Source organism: Bacillus sp. F9_6S_D1_P_5, assembly GCF_054823925.1.
Genome location: NZ_JBTREW010000033.1, coordinates 1 through 18,155, shown reverse-complemented (window position 1 = coordinate 18,155; position 18,155 = coordinate 1). Strand labels below are relative to the sequence as shown.

20 protein-coding genes and 2 pseudogenes are annotated in these 18,155 nt (G+C 34.6%); 12 read left to right on the top strand and 10 right to left on the bottom strand.

What is annotated here, in order from left to right:
• The first annotated feature begins 47 nt into the window (after positions 1-47).
• Both ACUXEY_RS26275 and ACUXEY_RS26270 read left to right on the top strand, forming a co-directional pair.
• Positions 48-1,160, top strand: a complete 1,113-nt coding sequence (locus tag ACUXEY_RS26275; protein ID WP_461301928.1) for a recombinase family protein — start codon at positions 48-50, stop codon at positions 1,158-1,160.
• Between the two features lie 216 nt (positions 1,161-1,376).
• Positions 1,377-1,604, top strand: coding sequence for a hypothetical protein (locus ACUXEY_RS26270; RefSeq protein ID WP_000849119.1), 228 nt, complete (start codon positions 1,377-1,379; stop codon positions 1,602-1,604).
• A 33-nt stretch (positions 1,605-1,637) separates the two neighbouring features.
• Here ACUXEY_RS26270 and ACUXEY_RS26265 read toward each other — a convergent pair whose 3' ends face one another.
• From ACUXEY_RS26265 to ACUXEY_RS26255, 3 genes are read right to left on the bottom strand one after another with little or no spacing between them, the layout of a single operon-like run.
• Positions 1,638-2,444, bottom strand: a complete 807-nt coding sequence (locus ACUXEY_RS26265; RefSeq protein ID WP_461301927.1) for an ABC transporter permease — start codon at positions 2,442-2,444, stop codon at positions 1,638-1,640.
• A complete protein-coding gene (locus ACUXEY_RS26260) occupies positions 2,437-3,201 on the bottom strand; it encodes an ABC transporter ATP-binding protein (protein ID WP_461301926.1) in 765 nt (254 codons plus the stop codon). Before ACUXEY_RS26260 ends, ACUXEY_RS26265 begins: the two co-directional genes overlap by 8 nt.
• A gap of 11 nt (positions 3,202-3,212) precedes the next feature.
• The gene (locus tag ACUXEY_RS26255; protein ID WP_461301925.1) at positions 3,213-4,220 is read right to left on the bottom strand and encodes an ABC transporter substrate-binding protein; all 1,008 of its coding nucleotides are present in this window, start codon (positions 4,218-4,220) and stop codon (positions 3,213-3,215) included.
• 120 nt (positions 4,221-4,340) lie between these two features.
• On the opposite strand from ACUXEY_RS26255, the gene ACUXEY_RS26250 reads away from it, so the two are divergent.
• From ACUXEY_RS26250 to ACUXEY_RS26240, 3 genes are all read left to right on the top strand, one after another.
• Positions 4,341-4,637 carry a DUF3986 family protein gene (locus ACUXEY_RS26250; protein ID WP_429598990.1) on the top strand — a complete coding sequence of 99 codons (297 nt, stop codon included), beginning with the start codon at positions 4,341-4,343 and terminating at the stop codon, positions 4,635-4,637.
• Positions 4,638-4,648: 11 nt separating this feature from the next.
• Positions 4,649-4,879: a hypothetical protein gene (locus ACUXEY_RS26245; protein ID WP_166703440.1), complete on the top strand. Its 231-nt coding sequence runs from the start codon at positions 4,649-4,651 to the stop codon at positions 4,877-4,879.
• Between the two features lie 234 nt (positions 4,880-5,113).
• Positions 5,114-7,258, top strand: a complete 2,145-nt coding sequence (locus ACUXEY_RS26240) for an LTA synthase family protein (protein ID WP_461301924.1) — start codon at positions 5,114-5,116, stop codon at positions 7,256-7,258.
• A gap of 196 nt (positions 7,259-7,454) precedes the next feature.
• Here the strand turns inward: ACUXEY_RS26240 and ACUXEY_RS26235 are convergent, their stop codons facing one another.
• Entirely contained in the window at positions 7,455-8,264 is an 810-nt protein-coding gene (locus tag ACUXEY_RS26235) for an alpha/beta fold hydrolase (RefSeq protein WP_461301923.1), read from the bottom strand.
• A 242-nt stretch (positions 8,265-8,506) separates the two neighbouring features.
• Here ACUXEY_RS26235 and ACUXEY_RS26230 point away from each other — a divergent pair, with 242 nt between their 5' ends.
• Entirely contained in the window at positions 8,507-9,763 is a 1,257-nt protein-coding gene (locus ACUXEY_RS26230) for an ATP-binding protein (protein ID WP_461301922.1), read from the top strand.
• Entirely contained in the window at positions 9,760-10,980 is a 1,221-nt protein-coding gene (locus ACUXEY_RS26225; protein WP_461301921.1) for an ATP-binding protein, read from the top strand. Before ACUXEY_RS26230 ends, ACUXEY_RS26225 begins: the two co-directional genes overlap by 4 nt.
• Before the next feature lie 240 nt (positions 10,981-11,220).
• Here ACUXEY_RS26225 and ACUXEY_RS26220 read toward each other — a convergent pair.
• Positions 11,221-11,397: pseudogene (locus ACUXEY_RS26220) on the bottom strand (collagen-like protein); the annotation flags it as partial.
• 25 nt (positions 11,398-11,422) lie between these two features.
• Positions 11,423-12,073 (bottom strand): annotated as a pseudogene (locus ACUXEY_RS26215) (HAD family hydrolase).
• 108 nt (positions 12,074-12,181) lie between these two features.
• Here ACUXEY_RS26215 and ACUXEY_RS26210 point away from each other — a divergent pair.
• Both ACUXEY_RS26210 and ACUXEY_RS26205 read left to right on the top strand, forming a co-directional pair.
• Positions 12,182-12,943 (top strand): DeoR/GlpR family DNA-binding transcription regulator, encoded by a 762-nt coding sequence (locus ACUXEY_RS26210; RefSeq protein WP_073522393.1) that lies wholly within the window; start codon positions 12,182-12,184, stop codon positions 12,941-12,943.
• 14 nt (positions 12,944-12,957) lie between these two features.
• Positions 12,958-13,584 (top strand): HAD family hydrolase, encoded by a 627-nt coding sequence (locus ACUXEY_RS26205; protein ID WP_429599001.1) that lies wholly within the window; start codon positions 12,958-12,960, stop codon positions 13,582-13,584.
• Positions 13,585-13,605: 21 nt separating this feature from the next.
• Here ACUXEY_RS26205 and ACUXEY_RS26200 read toward each other — a convergent pair whose 3' ends face one another.
• Positions 13,606-14,526: a Nif3-like dinuclear metal center hexameric protein gene (locus ACUXEY_RS26200; protein ID WP_429599004.1), complete on the bottom strand. Its 921-nt coding sequence runs from the start codon at positions 14,524-14,526 to the stop codon at positions 13,606-13,608.
• Positions 14,527-14,550: 24 nt separating this feature from the next.
• Positions 14,551-14,724 (bottom strand): hypothetical protein, encoded by a 174-nt coding sequence (locus ACUXEY_RS26195; protein WP_243870711.1) that lies wholly within the window; start codon positions 14,722-14,724, stop codon positions 14,551-14,553.
• A gap of 123 nt (positions 14,725-14,847) precedes the next feature.
• Between ACUXEY_RS26195 and ACUXEY_RS26190 the strand changes: the two genes are divergently transcribed.
• Together ACUXEY_RS26190 and ACUXEY_RS26185 are read left to right on the top strand one after the other, a co-directional pair.
• Positions 14,848-15,171: an iron-sulfur cluster biosynthesis family protein gene (locus tag ACUXEY_RS26190; RefSeq protein ID WP_166703432.1), complete on the top strand. Its 324-nt coding sequence runs from the start codon at positions 14,848-14,850 to the stop codon at positions 15,169-15,171.
• Between the two features lie 324 nt (positions 15,172-15,495).
• The gene (locus ACUXEY_RS26185; protein ID WP_429599009.1) at positions 15,496-16,401 is read left to right on the top strand and encodes a DMT family transporter; all 906 of its coding nucleotides are present in this window, start codon (positions 15,496-15,498) and stop codon (positions 16,399-16,401) included.
• Between the two features lie 28 nt (positions 16,402-16,429).
• Here ACUXEY_RS26185 and ACUXEY_RS26180 read toward each other — a convergent pair whose 3' ends face one another.
• A complete protein-coding gene (locus ACUXEY_RS26180; RefSeq protein ID WP_000639042.1) occupies positions 16,430-16,651 on the bottom strand; it encodes a hypothetical protein in 222 nt (73 codons plus the stop codon).
• A 432-nt stretch (positions 16,652-17,083) separates the two neighbouring features.
• On the opposite strand from ACUXEY_RS26180, the gene ACUXEY_RS26175 reads away from it, so the two are divergent.
• The gene (locus ACUXEY_RS26175; RefSeq protein WP_000624931.1) at positions 17,084-17,467 is read left to right on the top strand and encodes an ATP synthase subunit I; all 384 of its coding nucleotides are present in this window, start codon (positions 17,084-17,086) and stop codon (positions 17,465-17,467) included.
• Between the two features lie 248 nt (positions 17,468-17,715).
• Here the strand turns inward: ACUXEY_RS26175 and ACUXEY_RS26170 are convergent, their stop codons facing one another.
• A complete protein-coding gene (locus ACUXEY_RS26170; protein WP_461301920.1) occupies positions 17,716-17,913 on the bottom strand; it encodes a hypothetical protein in 198 nt (65 codons plus the stop codon).
• Positions 17,914-18,155 lie beyond the last annotated feature (242 nt).

Genomic DNA, 18,155 nt, shown 5'->3' with positions numbered 1-18,155 from the left:
AAAAAATGATTATTATATTTTTGTAGAATAGAATAATGGAGGAGTGTATGAAGAGACTGTATGGCAAGTTAGTAGGGGTTATTGTCGCAATCGGTTTAGTGGCAGGATGCGAAAGTTCTATGAAGAGTGTGCAAGAAAAAGAAATTTGTAAGACAGAAGAAGAATGCGTAGAAATAGGAGATAAGAAACTTCAAAAAGTATATGAAAAAATAGATGGATTATCTGAGCTTGAAGCAGTAGAAGATTATAATATAGGAGAGCATGAAATTGCGGATATGAAAGAGGCAGAACAGAAAAAAGAAGAGGATGAAAGTTACTTCTTTTTAGCTTCTTATTATATTGATGGTGATGAAATTGTAGATCCTTATTTTGAAAAAATAGAACGGAAACGTTTAAATAAAGTATTCGCTGAGGATAAAGAAGCGAAAGAAGAGGTGCTACAACAACGTCAAGATAGAGGTTATCATGAAGATTTATGGGATATATACCGCACCCTCATCCCAGCTAAATATCGCGGGAATATAACAGAATTTGATTTAATAACGGATGGTTATGACGGTGTTGTTGCCCACGTTATGCCGAGTATGGAGAATCCGAAAGATTGGGTTCTTAGCTTAGATACGCTTGATTCTGCGGTAAATATTGATGAAGTGATGAAAACATTAATTCATGAGACAGCTCACGTGTTGACGCTCGGACATAAGAAAATACCAGTGGATGAAAAGTATGTAAAGGATTTTGAAGAAGATAAAGATATTTCAACGTACAGAAATAACTGTGAAACTCTTTTCTTACAAGAGGGATGCACGAAGGGGAAATCTTATATTAATCAATTTTATAACTCTTTCTGGAAACCAATTGAGCAGGAGTGGACAGAAAAGAAAGTAGAAGAAAGCGAAGAAACTCAAATTGAATTTTTTAAAGAAAAGCATGAGGAGTTTGTATCGCAGTATGGAACGACAAATGTAGCGGAAGATATTGCAGATACGTTTACAGCATTTATTTTGCAAGATTCAAAAAAAGTGAAAGAAGGATCGGAGTTAAAGTATAAAAAGATTGCGTTCTTCTATCAGTTCCCTGAGCTTGTCAAAATGAGAGCGGAAGTGTTGTCGGGATTATATGATGTTTCGAAAACGATAGAACAACAAAGTGGACAATAATGTGAGTGATATATTGTAGCTAAAAAAACGTAAAGAATTTTAATTCTTTACGTTTTTTTATGTTTATAAAATTGAAAATTCTGTATTTTTAATAAAAAAGAAGAAGGAACTGAAGCTTTAAAAGAGAATTAGTATAAAAATGTCACAAATTAGACACAATTATAATGCGCATATTATAGGGACTATAAGTTTACTCTCGAGGAGGTAATGAAACGTATGAAAACGATTCTTGCGGTTGCTGGTCTCATTTGGGTAATGTCTCACGGTTTTCCGATTTTTGAAGGAGAGCAAATTCGTAGTGCATTAAATAAAAAGTATGATGATTATCATGTAATAGATCGAAAAGAAAATGTGGTTACAGTACGTGTGAAAGATTGTTTCCATACAGTTACCGTTGCGAATGGCAACGTTACAAATGAAACAAAGATGTGTGATAAAAGGTAAAGAAAAAAGCTGACTATAGTCTATCGCTCTAAGTCAGCTTTTTTTTCTTTTTCCAATTAGAAGTTTTTCAAATGCCTCAACAAACACATACATAAGTGTTGCGAGGACGCAGGTGAGTAGTACGCTTAGTAAGACGAGCGTGAAATTAAACACTTGGAAACCGTAGCTAATTAAGTAACCGAGACCTTGTTTAGAGACGAGAAGCTCGCCGAATATAACACCGACCCATGATAACCCAACGTTCACTTTTAACGTTGAAATAATTGCTGGGAAGGATGCTGGGAGAACGACTTGCTTATAACATTGCCATTTATTTGCGCCAAATGTGTCCATCACTTTTATATAGTTAGAATCGACTTCTTGAAATGCGCTGTAAATAACGAGAATGGTAATGATGATGGAAATGATTACGCCCATTGCAATCGACGAAGAAATATTTGGACCGAAGATTACAATGATAATCGGACCAAGTGCCACTTTTGGCATGGCGTTTAGGACGACGAGATAGGGATCAAGTACGCGGGCGAGAAGCGGTATCCACCAAAGGAAAGTAGCGATAATAGCGCCGAGCACTGTTCCAAGAATGAAGCCTACTCCCGTTTCAAGTAATGTCGTCCATATGTGGACCCAAAGGGAACCGTCAAGCCATTTATTAAGGAAGAGATCCCAAATGCTTGAAGGAGAGCTAAAGAGTAAGGGATCAATCCACTCTTTTTTGCTAGCTATTTCCCATAGTGCAAAGAAAAGAATGAGCAGTAAAAGCTGTAGTGATCGAGCTAACCATGCGCGCTTGCGTTCTTTCTTCCGAAACTGTTCATGCAGTTGCTTTATATTATCCAAGTCGCTCCAGCTCCTTCCATATATCTTGGAAGAGGGATGGGAAGTCATGGTGGTGGCGTGATTCTAACGGTGATAAGGAACGGATGCTTTCTGGGACGATAAATGTTTTTGCAATTTTCCCAGGGTTCGCTTGTAGTAAATAAATACGATCACTCATCGCAATGGCTTCTTCGATATCATGTGTCACGAGTAGTGACGTTTTCTTATATTTGCGTAGTAAGCTGAAAACGAGATCTTCTAGTTTCAATTTCGTTTGATAATCGAGCGCTGAGAATGGTTCATCTAGCAATAAAATTTTCGGATCGGTCGCTAATGTTCGAACGAGAGCGGCGCGTTGACGCATACCGCCGGACAGTTCACGAGGGTATTGCTCTTCTACATCATGTAGACCGACTTGCTTTAAAAGTTGTAAAGTATGTTCTTTCGTCTGTTCATTGTAAATTTTTCGGGTGTGAAGTCCAAGCATAATATTTTCTTCAATTGTTTTCCAAGGGAACAAGTAATCTTGCTGCAACATATATCCCATGGATGAAGTTTTCGTTGTAATGGGCTCACCATCTAAAAAGACGATACCTTCAATTGGATCAAGCAGCCCAGCAATAATGGAGAGAAGTGTCGTTTTGCCGCAGCCACTTGGACCGAGTATAGAAATGAATTCGCCTTCTTCTACTTGTAAACTCATATCTTCGAGAATCAGTTTGGCATTCTCTTTTGCGAAAAAGCAGTGAGAAACGTTACGTATTTGTAAAAAGCTCATACACTTCGCCTCTATTTCTTAATAACGCTTTCGGCAATTTTTGTATTGACGAGCGCTTCATGTGGAACTTCTTTTTGTAATTCGCCAGCTTCTTTCATTATCGTTTGGAGCTGTTTCCATTCTTCAGCATCTAATAGCGGATTTGTTGCATAAGAGTGTTGTTTTTTATATCGTTCGATTACTTTTACTGTAATGTCTTTTGAAGTGTCTTTAAATAACGGAGAAACGGCATCAGCAATCTCTTCTGGACTATGAGTATCAACCCATTGCTGCGCTTTATAGAGAGCACGTGTGAATTTTTCAGCAGCATCTTTATCTTTCTTTAAGAAACTTTCTTTTGCCATGAACGTTGTATACGGAACAGTACCAGATTCATTTCCGAATGAAGCGACAATATATCCTTTACCTTCTTTTTCGAATATACTTGCAGTCGGTTCAAAGAGCTGTACAAATTCCCCTGTACCAGATGCGTAGGCATTTGCAATGTTAGCAAATTCGATGTTTTGGACTAAGTTCGTATCTTTGCGAGGATCAATGCCATTTTTCTTTAAAACGTATTCTCCAACCATTTGTGGCATGCCGCCTTTACGCTGTCCTAAAAATGTAACACCTTTTACGTCATTCCAATTAAAAGAGTCTAATTTTTTACGCGAAACTAAAAATGTTCCATCTGTTTGTGTAAGTTGTGCGAAGTTAATGATAGGATCTTTTGCGCCTTGTTGATGAACGTAAATGGACGTTTCAGAACCGACGAGAGCGATATCAATCCCGCCAGATAATAGGGCGGTCATCGTTTTATCTCCGCCAGCTGTTGTTTGGAGGTCAATATTTAATCCTTCATCCTTAAAAAATCCTTTTTCAATCCCGACATATAACGGGGCGTAGAAGAGAGAATGGGTAACTTCGCCGACGCGAATGTTTTGTGTTTGTTCTTTCGTACCTTCTTTTTTACTGCTGCAAGCAGCAAATGTGAAAACAGCTAGTAACATGATACAAAAAACAGCTATTAATTTTTTCACTATATAACACCTCCTAGAAGTCACTCTACAAGCATGATATGTAGGTAAGTGCCCACATGTGAGTGTAGATAGCAGGAATTTTTTGGGTGATAAAGAAGTACAAATATAAGGGGTGATAAAATGGAATACGAATATGATGATAGTGTACATTTACATCTTGATTATTTTGGAACAGAATGTGATATGGAATCGATTGCTTATAAAAGGAAAAATGAAGACGTGTGGGATGTGTATTTTAATTTTGGAGCATATGGTCTTCAGAAAGATGAGATCGAGACAGGTAGATTTATGGACGAATATGCTGGTCATTACGTTTTTTCTGTACATGCTCGTGATCTTAGCTGGGAATTTGGAAGTGCTCAATTTGAAGAGTGGGTTTTGAGAAATAAAATAGTAGAAAAATCGCTGCAAAAATAGGGAGGAGTTTTGTGGTCGATTTTCTCATTTTATTGTTCATTTTCGTAGTCGGATTTTTTATTATGCAAGTACTCGTTTACCGATTTGCAAAGAAAAACATCCGAAAATATACAAAAATAAAATGGATTCATATGTGGCTAGAGATGAATATGAAAAAGGGCCCGAGATTAGACTTTTTTGATTTTGTAGTTATCGTACTTGTATGTATTATATGGAAGGTATGGATGTATTCTCTTCTATAATAAATATGTCCATGTCTGTTAAAATGAAGGAGAACCTGTCATTGTTGGTAGGTTCTTTTCTTATGGTAATATTTTCATGAAGCATAGTTCGTTTATTATGCTACTAGAATATAGAAGAGATGAAGAAGTTGTATTTTTTAAGGGAAAATTAAGGAGATACGTGTATAATACAAACACATAGGGAGACTAACTGTATACAAATATGTTATTTTGTATATGACAATATGTTCGTTGATGCGAGACGAAGGGGTAAAGGAAAGAGGGAATAAATTGCGTTTTGATTTTTTAACACAACAACGAAGAAGAGATGAATTTTATCTTAGTTTTTCTCGTCAAGAATCGAGGAAGAACCTACTAATTTCTATCATTCTTAGTGGAATGTGGGCGATTTGTTTAGAAACGCTGTTTTTTGTTATGTTAAGATCTTTCGAATTTGAGAGAACTAAAGAATTTTTTAATGGGAAACTACCGCTAAGTATACTCATTATTGTTTTGTGGAGTGTACTACTATACATCATTCATTTAAATAAAGGCATCGGTCATAAGCTTAGGCCGGCTATTCGAGTTTATGTCGTATTATTTTTAATTGCTCATACAATGAATTGGATGTATATCATCGTGCAGGAAGATATGAGTCTTATAGCAGTAAATGCATGGGTGTATTTACAATATGGCCAGTATATATTAAGCCTGCTATTTATTTATATGGTATACGTTTTTGCATATAATTTGCTTGGAAGAGTTTTCTTAAGTACAACGATAACTAGCTTAGTTTTAATTATTTTTGTGATGGTGAACCATTTTAAGCTCATTTTTAGAGGAGAACCATTTTATCCGTCTGATTTCACACAGGTTGGTCATATGGATTCCGTTATACCAATGGTTATGGATTATTTCAGTTTTAGGACTATATCTTTTACAATAATTAGCATTGTTTTGATTGTGTTTGTAGTTATGTATATACGAAAGTATATTCCAGTTATAAAATCACATATTATTATGAGGGTTATTTTCATATGTGGCTCTGCGTTTATGTTGTATGCATATAGTAACTATCCTACTACCTTTATGAATAATATATTTACAAAAGCTGGGGTAGACATCCGTGCGTGGAATCAAGCTGCAAATTATAAGGTGAATGGTTTTGTTATTGGATTTTTAAGTAACTTAGATACGACAGTCATTAAAGAGCCAGAGAAGTATTCAAAGGAAAATATGCAGCAAATTGCAAAGGATATAGAAAAACAATATGGCGGTAAAGTAAAAGCGCAAAAAAAAGCAGAGAAGCCGAACATTATATTTATTATGAGTGAGGCATTCTGGGATCCGACAAAATTAACAAATCTGTCATTTAGCGAAGATCCAGTGCCGAATTTACATCGTTATATGGAGAATTTTCCAGGGGGACAAACGATAGCTCCTACATTTGGAGGAAATACAGCGAATACAGAATTTGAAGCGTTAACGAGTTACTCAATGAGTCTTTTAATGCCTGGGTCTATACCATATCAACAAGCTATTCCAAGCCAGAAAGAAGTGCCATCTATTGCAAGTGAATTGAAAAAACAAGGGTATTATGCAAGTGCAATTCATGCTTTCAACCGATCGTTTTATAAACGTGAAGATGTATATAAAACATTGGGATTTGATAATTTTAATGCAGAAGACACGATGAAAAATAAAGAAGTAGTTGGAGACAATATTGGTGATTTATCTATGAGTAAAGAAATAATAGATGAATTAAAAAAGAGAGAACAACCTACGTTTATTCATGCGGTTACGATGCAAAATCATTTTCCATATACGCCAAATATGTTTGGAGAAAATAAAATAGAAATTAGTGGATTAACAGAAGAGGAATCGAAAGCGGAATTAGAAGCGTATACAGAAGGTGTAAGACTATCAGATGAAGCGTTGCAATATTTAATTGAGCAGCTTGACGATCTAGATAGACCTACTTTACTAGTCTTCTTTGGAGACCATTTACCTATGTTAGGAACTAATAAAGCTATTTATGCAGAAGCAGGATATATAGAAGACGAAGAGACGGTAAGAGAAAGATTAATTATGTCAGAAACACCATTGTTAATGTATGCAAACTTTGATTTGCCAAATGACAATTTAGGTTTAGTAAGTCCAATTTATTTTTCTAGTCTTGTTTTTGATTATGCAGGACTAAATCAATCACCGTTTTATCAATTCTTATCGGAAATGCATAAAGAGATACCGGTTCTTAGAGATGAGTTAAAGGTTAATAAAGATGGGGAAGAGATAACTGATTTAACAAAAGAACAAAAAGAAATGTTAGAGAAATATAAAATGATCCAATATGATTTACTTGCTGGAAAACAGTATAGTAAAGATATACTGTTTAAATAGAAAACAAAAAGAACTTGTATAACGATACAAGTTCTTTTTTTTATAATATTTAACGGGGTAACCTGGGGTTAGGGAGTATTACCTGTACATTTAGTATAAATGAAAATGTAATCGTTTTATTAATTGATTTGTGAGAAATATGTGAATTTTATTTTTCAAAAACTGCATTCCTATTACACGATTTAGCATACATTTTTTATGAATTCAAAAATTTTATAAGTTCTTCATTTAATTCATCCGCTTGATCGATTGGAGAGCCGTGACCGCTATTTGTAAGAGGGTGTAACTGAGAATTTTTAATCCGCTTTTGCGTAAGTTCAGCGCTTTTGTATGGGATAAGTTGATCGTGAACACCGTGGAATATTTTTGTTGGGACGTTAATTTTACTTAAATCTTTCGTTACGTCTTCCTTTGCGGCTGCTTGCAATATTTTGATGAGAGCGTAGGAAGCAGACTGCATACCGAGGTAAGAAAACCATTCTAACGTAGCAGACCCTAAATTTCTATTGAAAAATGATAAAGACACATCATTTAAAAATTTTGGCATATTGGCATACATTTGATTAATAAGGGTATCTGCTTGTTCTTTTGGGACACCATAGGGAGATTCTTCATTTTTAACGAAAGAGGGGGAAACGGCATCGACTAATACAAGTTTAGAAATACGATGGCCATTATAGCGAGACATGTACCGAATAGAAAGAGCACCACCTACTGAAAAACCGACTAATGTAGCATTTTCGACTTGAAGTGCTTCTAGAACAATGGCGATATCGTCTGCTAAACGATCGTATGTGTAGCCAGTCCACGGTTTATCAGATTGCCCGTTCCCGCGTATATCCATAGCGATGCAGCGGAAACCGCGCTGTGGTAACACATTGAGTTGATATTGGTACATTTGATGATTTAAAGGCCAGCCATGGACGAAGAAAACAGTTTTACTACCGGGTCTGGGATTAACGTCTTGCACAAAAATATGAACATCTTTCTCGACGGTAACAAACATAAATCATCCCCCTATTCTATTCATATGCTCTATCCCAAAAGCGTTGTTATGCTTTTTTATTTTTTTGCACCCATAATATAAGTATTATTGTTCATAGCTTTTATGTGTATATATAGTCTGAAGATGATGTGTTTTATTGGAATGATTTCCCTCAAATGTTCGATTTATCTTTGTTTGTCTATGAAAATCATTTATTATAATAAATGGTATTCTTCGAGATATTATTTTGAAGGGGTGTTGAAGTGAAAGGAAGTTTTCTATCATATAAAGAAGAAGAAAGGAATGCAAAAATTTTTTTATGGGTGCTGTATGTCATTGTTGTTTCATACCAAATTTTCTACGCAATCGTATTAGAGAATAAATCGCTAACCGATAAGGGACATAGCATACTATGGCAATTTATTTGCGGAACTGCAATACTCGGTGTGAATGTATATTTAATAAAAAAAGAGAAAGCGAACCTTGTTAAATATGCATGTGTATTTGCATACATAGGAATAGAAATCGTTAATATACTTTCGTATATGCTTTATAATGAGGCGGCATTTGATGGAGTAAATATAATAGAAATTATTTTCATCTTCTTTGTACCTATATTTTTAAGTAAAAAATATTTTGTGTTTGTACTTTCGACAATTGTAGGGAAATATGTTATTTATTTATTTGTATTAAAGGAAGTAAAAGGGTTTATGTTCCTCATTATGTATACACTCGTATTAATAGCGGCATACATCATTTTAAATCGATTTATACAATATCTTTCAGCGGTAAAGGAAAGTATTAAGATTGCTAGTGAATCACAAAAATTAGCAGTAATCGGCAAAATGGCAGCGACAGTGGGACATGAAATTAAAAATCCACTTGCTTCATTAAAAGGGTTTACGCAATTACAACGAGAGAAGCATGGGGAGGATCCTATTTACAAACAGATGATTTTTGAAATAGAAAATATGAATAATATGATAAGCGAGTTAATGGAAGTTGCTACATGTAAACCTTCTGTTTATAAGAAACATAATATAGGTGAAATTGCATTACAAGCAGTAACAATTGTTCGCGAAAAAATGAATGAATCTAGCGTCCAGTTTATTTCTAATGTGGAAGAAAATACGATAGAAGTTGAATGTGATGAGCGGAAAATAAGAGGAGTCTTTCTATATGTCATAAAAAATGCTCTGGAGGCAATGGAGCAAGGTGGCACATTAGAGTTACGGTTAGAAAACAAAGGGCAAGATTATGTAATGCTAAGTGTAATTGATAATGGTTACGGTATTAAGAAAGAAAATTTAGCTCGTGTTAAAGAGGCCTTTTATACAACGAAGCAAGATAAAATTGGCCTAGGACTTACGGTAGCGAATCGGCTTGTTACTGAGCAGCATCTTGGTGAATTACATATTTCAAGTGAAAGAGATATTGGAACTAGAATAGATATTATGCTCCCGAAGCAACGTAGAAATAATGAAATCCAAGAGGGAGAAAAGCTAGGAGTTACCATATGAATAAAGACGATATATTTAAAAATGAAGAAATGAAGGCACTGAAAATATTTTTAAGTTTATTTTTCATTATATTTTTTGTATACGATCTTGCCTACGAATTTATTGTACCTTTAATAGGAGGAGAGCAAGAAGGAGTTGGACAATTTGAAGATGGTTTAGGTTTATGGCTCTATTTTCTAATGGTGATTTTGTTTTGTATTGGAGTATACTTCATGAAATGGAAGAATCCATTTGCAGTGAAATATATTATTCTAATTGGATATAACCTATTAGATTTTATCCATAATTTTATGATTTACTACGGTAGTGATGCTGAGTTCGATGGTGGGAATATAGTAGAAGGATTTTTTATTTTATTTGTCCCACTCTTTGTGAACAAAAGGTATTTTTGGTTAGTTACTGGTATACTTGTTGGGAAATACGCCCTTATAGGAATCATTATTCATTCGTCACTCGTTTTAATCCCGATGGCATTATATAGCGTATTTACTATCATATGTTGGATTATGTTTTTAAGGTTTCAATCTTACGTTCGTACGCTTGAGATGATGGATAAAGAAATACAACAAACAGAAAAGCTAGCAACTGTTGGGAAAATGGCTACAGTTATTGGGTACAAAATTAGAAGACCTCTAGCTAATTTAGATAAATTTGTTAATAAGCAAGCGATTAAATATCCAGAGGATAAAATATATAGTGATATTATGAAACAAGAAGTAGAACGAATTCATACAATCGCTACAGAACTTAGTGGATTTGAGAAATCTAAATCACTAGAATCAGAAGTTCATAATATAGAAGAAATTATCGCTTATGTTATCCGAGTTATGGGGAAGCCTGCTTTAAATCAAGGAGTGCACATACAAGGTATTTATAGTAAAGACATACCATCGATTACATGTGATGAAAAACGATTAAAGCAAGTATTTTTTAATTTAATTAAAAATGCGATTGAAGCAATGTCAGTTGGCGGAACAATTACGATTAAAGTGACTGTAGAAGATGCAATCATTGTTCAAGTTAAGGATGAAGGGTGCGGCATCCCAAAAGATAAAATTCCGAAGCTAAATGAAGCTTTTTACACAACGAAAGAAACAGGAACAGGTTTAGGTTTAGTAGTCACAGAAAAAATTATTAAAGATCACAACGGTAAAATGAGTTTTGAAAGTGAAGTTGGGGTTGGAACGACGGTGAAGGTTATATTGCCGATATCATAAAAAATTATTTTTAAAAAGGAGATCACTGATTTGAGAGGGATCTCTTTTTTTGTGAAGAAAAATTTGAAAGTGTTTATACTATTGACGCATTATATAATTGATAATCCAAAAGATGGGTATTTTTATAATGATAGTATATAGTGAATTTGTCTGTTATTTGTTTTAATCCATTTGTATTTCTATTTGTTGGCCCAAATTATTGGGGCTTTTTTTGTTAAATAAATTACTTTTAAGAGGGAACTAAATATCAATGATTAGAAAAATAGAATATACAGCACTGGCAGTAATCCCAGGGGTAATATAAAGGGATATAGCATCTCCTCTTGAAACTGGGTTTCCAGTTGTAATGCTAGTCCAAGTTACAGTAGCGGGACCTACAGATGAAGTAGGATTAAATACTTGAATTTGCTCCGATCCAGTAATTTTGTCAGTAGTAGACTACTTATTTTGAAAATCTAGTATTTAATGAGATGAGAAAATCATCTATTTTCTTAATAAAATAATCTGGTTGCACAGTAAATGTAGCAGATTGATAGTTCGGTAACCATTGTACGCCAATCGTTCGTACATCTGCCTGTTTTCCAGCAAGTATGTCAGCATCACTATCCCCAATAAAAATTGCTTCGTTTGCATTTACATTTAATGTATTTAATACAAGAAGAATACCTTCAGGATCAGGTTTTGGCTTCGTTACATCATCTCCAGCTACTATACAGTCGAAGAAAGAAACTAATCCTAATGCTTTTAGAGAAATATCCAGGCTTCTTCTTGCTTTTCCAGTTACGATAGCTAACTGAAACCCTTGTTTTTTTTAATGTATTAAAAGGTTTACTATTTCATGATTTCGCTCTACGTAATCATGATGCTTTTCTTCATAACATTCATAGTATCTTTCAACTGCTACTTCTTTTTCTTCAGAGAGTAAGTTCTCATGAATAATACCAACTTCACTTGGACCAAACATAGAAAGAATCTCTGCTTCAGTAATTTCTTTATTATCAAATTGCAAAAAAACGTTTTGAAACGAGTAATAACATAAAGGTAAAGTATCAGCTAGTGTGCCATCAAAATCAAAAATAATTGTACGTAGCATTTTCTCACTCCTGTTTTAAGTTGTTTCAAGGCTTATTTAAGGGTTTTCGTTGTGATATACTTAAAATAGCTTAAAAGTACTTAAAAGTAAATGAAAATGGGTGAGAGTATGAATCAAGAGGAACGTTTAATAAAAATAATGGAGTATTTGAATGAACATAGGACGATGAGTTTGAAGATAATGTGTGAGCTATTTCAAGTCTCCAGAGATACAGCAAGAAGAGATATTGTAAAGTTAACAAATGAAACAACAATAGTACGAACCCATGGTGGTGTAGCTTTATCATCTTTCCACCATAAAATATCGGATTATGTAAATCGTGAGGAAAAAGAAATTGAATATAAGGTATCTATTGGAAAGCGAGCTGCTTCTTTTGTAGGAGATAATGAAGTGATTTATCTTGATGTTTCAACAACTGTTAACTGTATGGCTTCATTTTTGACAGCAAGTAATATAACGGTTGTTACAAATTCAATTGATACAGTAAATCATTTAATGGATATGGAGAATGTAAATATTCATATTTTGGGTGGAGAATTAAATAAACACTCACGTTATATGACGGGTTTTTCTGCAATGGAGAAACTAAAAGATTATCATTTTGATAAAGTTTTTATTGGATCACCCGGTCTTACAGAAGATGGTGTCTATTATGCGTATGAGGAAGATATTCATTTTAAGCGTCAAATTGTTAAACAAACAAATGAAGTGTTTTTACTTGCCGATGAGACAAAAATGAATCAACGTCAAAACTTTAAGGCGCTGTCATTAGAATCGATAGATACAATTATTACGAATGATGTTATTCCTGGCGATTTAGAAAGAGTAGTGAAAGAATATGGAATTGAGCTAATCGTTGGAGTGAAGTAAAGGGGGACGTAAAAATGAAGGGGATTATATTTGATATTGACGGAACGATGTTAGATACGGAAAAAGCAGTTTTATATTCATTACAGAGAACGTTGCGAGATGAAGGGATGAATTATTCATTAGAAAAGCTACATTTTGCATTAGGTATTCCTGGTATGGCTGCGTTACAAGAAATTGGTGTGGAAAATATGAAAGCAGTTCATGAGAAATGGATACGTAATATGGCAGATTTTAAGAATGAAATTACAGTATTTAAAGGAATTGCAGAAGTGATTGAAATAGTATCTTCATATAAGATTCGAACAGGTATTGTGACTTCAAAAACACGTCAAGAGTTTATCGATGATTTCCAGCCATTTGGATTACATTCATATTTTGAACACTCTATTTGTGTGGAAGATACAATGAAACATAAACCACATCCAGAGCCACTTGTGACATGTCTAAAAAGATTGAATATAGATGCACAAGAAGCGATATACATAGGTGACTCAGTATATGACTTACAATGCGCAAAACAAGCGGGAGCAAAATTTGGTTTAGCCTTGTGGGGAGCAAAGACAAGGAAAGGATTCGAAGAGGCTGATTATATTTTTCAAACGCCTCATGAAATTTTAAGTTTAGTAAAAAGAGGTAGCTAATTTAGCTATCTCTTTAAAAGTTTATAACCACCATTTCTCCTGTGGAACCAAAGTAACATCCACTTCAAAATTCTCTTTAAACCAATCATACATCGATGTCTCTTTCACTAAATATTCAGAGGCAGAGTGTGATACACCGATGAGTGACATATTCGTTTCTGTTACGTAATCCATAATGAGCGAGTATTTATGTTTGCCGTAATTATTGTCGATATGGCAATGGATTTCCCCAGTAATATATGCTTCAGCGCCTTTTGCTTCTGCTTCTTTCATGAGAGAAACGACATCACCACATCCCGCAATAATTGCAATTTTTTTGATAGAATTATGTTGTTTACCTTCGAAGTCTGTGTAAGGAATATGGAAGAGATTTTTGAGACGCTTTTGGAGTGCTTCTGTGGATGTTTCATCTATTTCACAAATAAGGCCAACTGGCTCTTGTTCTGGACCTTCATATGCAAAGCCGTCAACTACATGAGCATGTAAGGATTTTGCAATTGAAATGCTCGTTCCATGCGTTTGATGAACATCCATTGGTCCGTGACATGTATATATAGAAAGTTGTTTTTCTTTTATCGCTTGCAAATATTTTTCAGATATTGGAATAAAACCACGACCTGATTTTCCAAGCGGATCACCGCATTCCATTACAAGTGGGTGGTGCATAAAAAGTAAATCACCAGATGTGGATTGTGAAATGAATGTTTCAAGAACGTCATTTGTAGGAAAAACAGCTAAAAATACTTTATTTACAGTTTCAGCTCCTCGTATCATAAGGCCGTTAAATAGCTCTATAAAATTGGCTTCAAAAAATTTTTGCCATGGAAATGGGATAGGATCATATACGGCCGGGATAAATCGACTAAAGGCACTGTCTTTTCCGTATTTCTCTATTTGGAATAAATGATTGAGTGATTGTTCTATTTCTTTTAAAGCTGGCATGTTATGTTATCCTCCTTGAACTAATTAGATGTTTTTGTTCTTCACAGCGAAATAAGAAGCGGTTAGGAAACCAATAAAACCTAAAATCCAACCAATAGAAGGAGAATAGGGAAGTATATGTTGTAATACCATACCGCTAGAAATAAAAAAGCTACCGAGTAGACCTAGGAAGATGGGGTATCGCAATAATTTGAGCATGAGTGATACAACCTCCTTTACTACATACATTGTATATTGTTCGTAATTTTCTGTATATATTTTTAAAGAAAAATGGTGGTACAATATATGAAGGATACGAGAAGAGAGGATGAAGTTTAGAATATGTACGTTACTGTAACAGAAGCAGCATATAAAAAAATTATGGATACGATTCCAAATGAGGCGAAATATATAAAGTTATTTTACGATAATGAAGGTTGCGGTTGTGTAATGAGCGGAATTATCGATTTAGTAGCTGTAGCAGAAAAAGATGAGCGCGATGTGGATATCGAATCTAGCGTAATGAATTTTATTGCAGATCGCACAAAGCTTGTATTTATGGATGATAAGTTAACAGTTGATTGGCATGAAGGTGGAGGAACTTTTCAGCTGAAGAGTCCGAGCCAATTTTATAATCCGAATATGAAGTTACACGTTCGAGTGTAAGTAAGGAAAGGTGGTTCCAAAATGTATTTTGGAACCACCTTTTTATTGTATAAGTCGCTATTATTGTCGTTTTTGTTGATAAGTCGATATAATTCGAGCTGTGCCGATATATTTGGAAAATCGCTGATATAATTCGAGCTGTGCCGATATATTTGGAAAATCGCTGATATAATTCGAGTTGCGCTGATATATTCGAAAAATCGCCGATATAATTTCATGTACCAAACAACGCACCCCTCTCCAGACAATACAAAGATTTTTTCACATAATGAAATGTACATGTGATTGAATTTTCTGTATAATTTATTTGCGGAGGGGATACGCGTGAGAAAATGGGGGATGGAGTTATTAATTTTAAGTGTCGTTATTATTTGGGGGATTAATTTTACGATTGCGAAATATGGACTGTTAGAATTTACAGCAATTGAGTTTACTGCACTTCGGATGATATCGGCAGCACCGCTTATGTTACTCCTTACATTTTTTATTGAAAAGTCGGTTCATATGGAGCGAAAGGATATACCTCGATTAATCATCGTTAGCGTTGTAGGTATTGTACTGTATCAAACATTATTTATGGAAACTGTCAAATATACATCCGCTACAAATGCCTCTTTACTCATTTCTATTTCACCTATTTTTACAACTGTATTTGCGATTTTCTTGAAACAAGAAAAGTTTTCTTCTCGAAAGCTCATCGGCTCTATCATTGCGTTTGGCGGTGCCGCATTAGTTTTAGTAGCAGGGCATTCACTTGCTAGTTCGTTTTACGGGAATGGGATCGGACTCATTACATCAATATGCTGGGGACTTTATCCTGTTTTAGCAAGTCCATTAATTAAAAAATATTCAGCACTACGTGTTACCGCATGGTCAGCCTTAGTTGGCGCGATTCCGCTTTTATTGTTAAGTGGACCATATGTATTTATAATGCCATTTCACATTACACACGGAATGACACTATTCGCCTTACTATATTCCATTTTCTTTGTAACAGTATTTGGTTTAGTCATGTGGTATGTTGGTGTTCAAAAAATTGGCGCATCACATACGATGGTATATATGTATATAACGCCGCTTGTAGCTGTTTTATTTGCAGCTGTATGGGCAAATGAATATGTATCGTTTCAACAAATAATCGGTGGAATTATTATTTTCTTCGGTCTATGGTTTGTAAAATCGGAGAAAGTAAATGTACATTCTGCTGCGGGGGAACCTATATCAAAATAGGAAAACAGATCACCTATGATCTGCTTTCCTATTTTTTTATTTTTGGTAAGAAGATGAGAAATAAGATAGCAGTAATAAGTGGAATTAAGTTTAAAAATGGAATACGGAAGAGTGTGATAAGAATAATACCTGGAAGAAGAACACCGAGGACAGCGTAGAAAATACTATGATTTTTCGTATACCAATACAATGAAAGTCCAATAAGTGCAGGGATAATAAGGTGAATGAGAGCCATTAAAAAATAAATCATTAGACGCCCCCTTTATTTGTGTGCTTATTACATCATATCCGTATGTTCATAGATTGATATCATTTTTTTCATAAATGGACGAAAAATGTTTGAAAAAACTTCACAAATTATGAGGATATGATGTTTGAAATCTTGTATAATATTATTTTCTAAAAATATTTAAACAACATAAACGTACTGTTTATGTTGTTTTTAATTTGAGTGAAATGGATGTAAGCAGTATAAACTGGAAAGAAATTTTTTGTTGGATAGATAAAGTGAAACTTTAATCAGTGGGGGTTTTGTTCATCCCCCACTGATTATCAGCCCTCACCAATCGGGCTTTTACGGGCAGCCCGACCCCCACCTAACTTCTTTGCTTCCGCTGAATTTTGAGGTGAGGGTCTTACTGCCCGTTAATGCGGGATAAAAATTATCGAAGAGGAGAACAGCATGATTAGTATGTCATTAAGGTCGTTTAAGATTCAATCGTATTATATACTAGGTATTCTTTTGCTAGGCTGGATGGTAACGCCGTTTTCAGCACATTTTCTAGGTGCAGGAATTGGACTTATTGTAAGTATGTATTGTGTTTGGCTTTTAGGGAGACGAATTGAGAAGCTTGGAGATAGTATCGTAAAGAAAACGAAAGCACCGACGCTCGGTATGTTTAACCGTTTTGCCGCTGCTATTTTGGGTGCTATTATTATGTATGAAATTGAGCACCACATGGTTATGTGGGCATTTGCAGTAGGGATTATGGGCGGTTATTTTTTAATTGTTGTTAATTTAGGCTACTATAGCATGAAAGATGAGAAAGAATTAACGAAGAGCTAAAAAGATAAAAGACTTCTTTTTAGATGGAATAGATGATCCAGCCACGGGTAGAAGCGGTCAGGGCCTTTTTTAGCCCTATGCGGTGTGAAACTAGAGAGAGGTAGCGAGTAGGGATATAATTTATATATTCGAAATCGTAATTTGTCTATGTGAAAATCGGTTTACTCTGGGATAAGTGATGATATTACAACAGGAAGCGTAACTTTGCATAAAATGCAGGTTTCCGCTCCCATTAAGTTAACATGAAATCACGTATTAGTATGACTTTGAGGTGCTTTAAAAAAGTTGGATATAATACAACAAACTATTCCGGTAATTAGAATAATATATTTTATCGTTTCACTTGTATGCTCAAATAAATTAACGTTAAGCATTACAAGTCCCCAAAAAAGTTGGATTGCTCCGTAACTGAATAAAATTTTTCCTGTACGAGAAAAATTTTTCATAGGTCTCACCCTTTCCTGTATATGTAAATTGTATCATAAAAAATTAAAAACGAATGATTATAAAATGAATTTTCTGTAATTTTAAGAGATAAGTCATAGATGAAGAGATAATATATAGAAAGAAGCTTACGTAAAAACGTAAGCTTCTTTTCAGAGTGTTGGGAAACCCTGAAGGGGTTCCCAACACTCCGGAATCTTTTTTGATTTTAGTGAAAGAAAACAATATAAAATCATAGAATTTA

Coding starts and splice junctions, on each gene's coding strand:
- ACUXEY_RS26275 (WP_461301928.1), top strand. CDS start 48: ATGAAGAGACTGTATGGCAAGTTAGTAGGGGTTATTGTCGCAATCGGT.
- ACUXEY_RS26270 (WP_000849119.1), top strand. CDS start 1,377: ATGAAAACGATTCTTGCGGTTGCTGGTCTCATTTGGGTAATGTCTCAC.
- ACUXEY_RS26260 (WP_461301926.1), bottom strand. CDS start 3,201: ATGAGCTTTTTACAAATACGTAACGTTTCTCACTGCTTTTTCGCAAAA.
- ACUXEY_RS26250 (WP_429598990.1), top strand. CDS start 4,341: ATGGAATACGAATATGATGATAGTGTACATTTACATCTTGATTATTTT.
- ACUXEY_RS26240 (WP_461301924.1), top strand. CDS start 5,114: ATGCGAGACGAAGGGGTAAAGGAAAGAGGGAATAAATTGCGTTTTGAT.
- ACUXEY_RS26235 (WP_461301923.1), bottom strand. CDS start 8,264: ATGTTTGTTACCGTCGAGAAAGATGTTCATATTTTTGTGCAAGACGTT.
- ACUXEY_RS26225 (WP_461301921.1), top strand. CDS start 9,760: ATGAATAAAGACGATATATTTAAAAATGAAGAAATGAAGGCACTGAAA.
- ACUXEY_RS26210 (WP_073522393.1), top strand. CDS start 12,182: ATGAATCAAGAGGAACGTTTAATAAAAATAATGGAGTATTTGAATGAA.
- ACUXEY_RS26205 (WP_429599001.1), top strand. CDS start 12,958: ATGAAGGGGATTATATTTGATATTGACGGAACGATGTTAGATACGGAA.
- ACUXEY_RS26200 (WP_429599004.1), bottom strand. CDS start 14,526: ATGCCAGCTTTAAAAGAAATAGAACAATCACTCAATCATTTATTCCAA.
- ACUXEY_RS26195 (WP_243870711.1), bottom strand. CDS start 14,724: ATGCTCAAATTATTGCGATACCCCATCTTCCTAGGTCTACTCGGTAGC.
- ACUXEY_RS26190 (WP_166703432.1), top strand. CDS start 14,848: ATGTACGTTACTGTAACAGAAGCAGCATATAAAAAAATTATGGATACG.
- ACUXEY_RS26180 (WP_000639042.1), bottom strand. CDS start 16,651: ATGATTTATTTTTTAATGGCTCTCATTCACCTTATTATCCCTGCACTT.
- ACUXEY_RS26175 (WP_000624931.1), top strand. CDS start 17,084: ATGATTAGTATGTCATTAAGGTCGTTTAAGATTCAATCGTATTATATA.
- ACUXEY_RS26170 (WP_461301920.1), bottom strand. CDS start 17,913: ATGAAAAATTTTTCTCGTACAGGAAAAATTTTATTCAGTTACGGAGCA.